Annotated in this window: 1 protein-coding gene; it reads left to right on the top strand. The window is 72.7% G+C overall.

Features of this window, described 5'->3' with window-relative positions:
* Positions 1–274 precede the first annotated feature (274 nt).
* Entirely contained in the window at positions 275–2,584 is a 2,310-nt protein-coding gene (locus tag ACFV5H_RS12770) for an N-acetylmuramoyl-L-alanine amidase (RefSeq protein ID WP_385194518.1), read from the top strand.
* Positions 2,585–2,637: the final 53 nt, after the last annotated feature.

The following is a 2,637-nucleotide window of genomic DNA, read 5'->3' on the forward strand; positions in this document are numbered from 1 at the left end:
TTGCCGTGTCTCGCGTTGGGTCGCTTACCCCCGCGGGGCCCCCCCCCCCGGGGGGGTCCCGGGGGGTGAAACGCTCCCCTCGCGCTGCCGGAACCGGCCCTGCCACAGGCGAAGTTCCACGGTGGTTCCCCCCGAGGGTATGACCTGCGTTACAGAACCCGCGCCGTCGTACAACCTTCACCCGTTCGTGTGGGTCTCTCGTGTGCCGCCTGTCCGGGCGGCGGGCACCTGCCCCGTTCTTCCCTCCTTACGCAGAAGGACCACGCGAACCGACATGCGCACACCACGGCATTTCTGGAAGGCATCCGCGGTCGTCGCGGCCGGCCTGTCCGGGGCACTCGTCCTTCAGGCCATGACGGGACAGGAGAGCGGCGGCTCCCGTGCCGACGGTGCGCCGGGGCCCGTCACCAGCAAGGCGGAGACCACCGCGCTGCGGGTCTCCGGGGACGGGACCTCCGCCTCCCTGGGCAAGCGGGACACCGGGCCGTTCAGCATGCTCGGCGTGACCTGGTCCGACCCGTCCGCCCGCGTCGGCGGCACGGTCGAGGTCCGCACCCGGGCCGCCGGTACGCAGGAGTGGTCGCGGTGGCTGACGCTGGACGGCGACAGCGGCCAGGGGGAGAGCGGCGCCGCGCGCGGCGGTACCGAACCGGCGTGGGTGGGCCCGTCCGACGGCGTCGAAGTACGGGTCGACGGAAAGGACTCGGCCGGACTGCCGAAGGGCCTGCGACTGGACATGGTCGACCCCGGCAGCGGCGAGGTCACCGCGCTGGAGCCGGCGGCGTACGTGGCCGAGGGGGCCGAGGAGAGCGAGGAGCCCACCCCTGCGGCCACCGAGCCGGGCACCGGCACCGGTACCGGCACCGAGCCGCAGCCGGACGCCACCCTCCCGGAGACCCCCGCCTCCGGGACGCCGCCCGAGCCGTCCCCCTCCGAGCCCTCGGCGTCTCAGCCCTCGGTGACCGAGCCGTCGGCCACCGTCTCGCCGTCCGTCCCGGACACCTCCTCACCCACCGCCTCCCCCACCCCTTCGGTGAGCGTCCCGCCCGCGCCGCCGTCCACCGCGCCGCGCCCGCCGATCACCTCCCGCGCCGCCTGGGGCGCGGACGAGTCGATCAGCCCGGAGGAGCCGAGCTACCTGCCCGGCGGGAAGATCAAGGCGGTCGTGGTGCACCACACCGCCGAGTCCAACGACTACACCTGCGCCCAGGGCCCCGCCGTGGTGCGCGGCATCTACGCGTACCACGTGAAGCAGCTGGGCTGGAAGGACGTGGGCTACAACTTCCTGGTCGACAAGTGCGGCACGGTCTACGAGGGCCGCAAGGGCGGAGTCGACCTGCCGGTGATGGGCGCCCACGCCTACGGCTTCAACAGCGAGACCACCGGCATATCCGTGCTGGGCACCTACACCTCCACCGCGCCCTCCACGGCCGCCATGACCTCCGTGGCCCGGATCGCCGCGTGGAAGCTCGGCCAGTACGGCGTCTCCCCCACCGGCACCGCCACCCTCACCGCGGGCGACAGCGGGCGCAGCTACTCCGGGAAGACCTGGGCCAAGGGCGCTCAGCTGACCCTGCCCGCGATCCACGGCCACCGCGACGGCTACAACACCCAGTGCCCCGGTGACGCCTTCTACAACAAGCTCGCCACCGTCCGCACCTGGGCGGGCGGCCCGGTCTCCGGCCTCACCCTGAAGTCCGTCACCGGCGGCGGGACCTCCGGCACGACCACCTACACCAAGGCCGCCGTCACGGTGAACTGGTCGGCCACCACCCCGGCCGCGCTCATCTCGAAGTACGAACTCCTGGTGGACGGCAAGGCCGTGGCCACCACCGCCGGCACCGCCACCTCCGCCAAGGCCACCCTGACCGCCGGCACCCACCAGGTGGCCGTCCGCGCCGTCCACCAGTCGGGCAGGACGACCACCACGGCGGCCACGACCGTCGTCGCCGAGACCACCGCCCCCACCTTCACCACCAAGCCGAACCTGGCCCTGCGCACCGGCACCGTCAACACCGCCGCCGTTCCGCTGACACTGAAGTGGAAGGCCACCGACGGCGCCGCGCTGAAGGAGGTCCGGCTCACCGCCCCGACCGCCAAGACCTACGGACCCACGGTCACCAGCGCCAACCACACCGCCAAGTCCGGCGCCGCCACCACCTGGTCGCTGAAGGCCTACGACCGGGCCGGCAACACCGCCACCGCCTCGGTCGCCGGCACCCCGGTCATCCTCCAGGAGAGCTCCGCCACCAGGTCCGGCACGTGGACGACCAAGTCCTCCTCCAGCTACCTCGGCGGCAAGTCGTACACCAGCTCCTCCAAGAACGCCTCACTGAGCTGGACCTTCACCGGCCGCTCCGTCGCCTGGACGGTCTCCCGCGCCACCACCTCCGGCCAGGCCCACATCTACGTGGACGGCAAGAAGACCGCCACCGTGGATCTGAAGTCGTCCACCACCAAGTACCGCGACGCGATCTGGACCAAGACCTGGAGCGGCAGCGCCAAGCACACGATCAAGATCGTGGTCGTCGGCACGAGCGGCCGTCCGGCCATCACCACGGACGGCGTCGTCTACCTCAAGTGACGGCCGTCCGCCCCCGGCGGACCACGACGGCCCGGGGCCCGGCCGCGCACACG

The organism is Streptomyces sp. NPDC059787 (genome assembly GCF_042732315.1).
In the GTDB taxonomy this organism is placed as follows: Bacteria; Actinomycetota; Actinomycetes; order Streptomycetales; family Streptomycetaceae; genus Streptomyces; species Streptomyces atrovirens.

Coding starts and splice junctions, on each gene's coding strand:
- ACFV5H_RS12770 (WP_385194518.1), top strand. CDS start 275: ATGCGCACACCACGGCATTTCTGGAAGGCATCCGCGGTCGTCGCGGCC.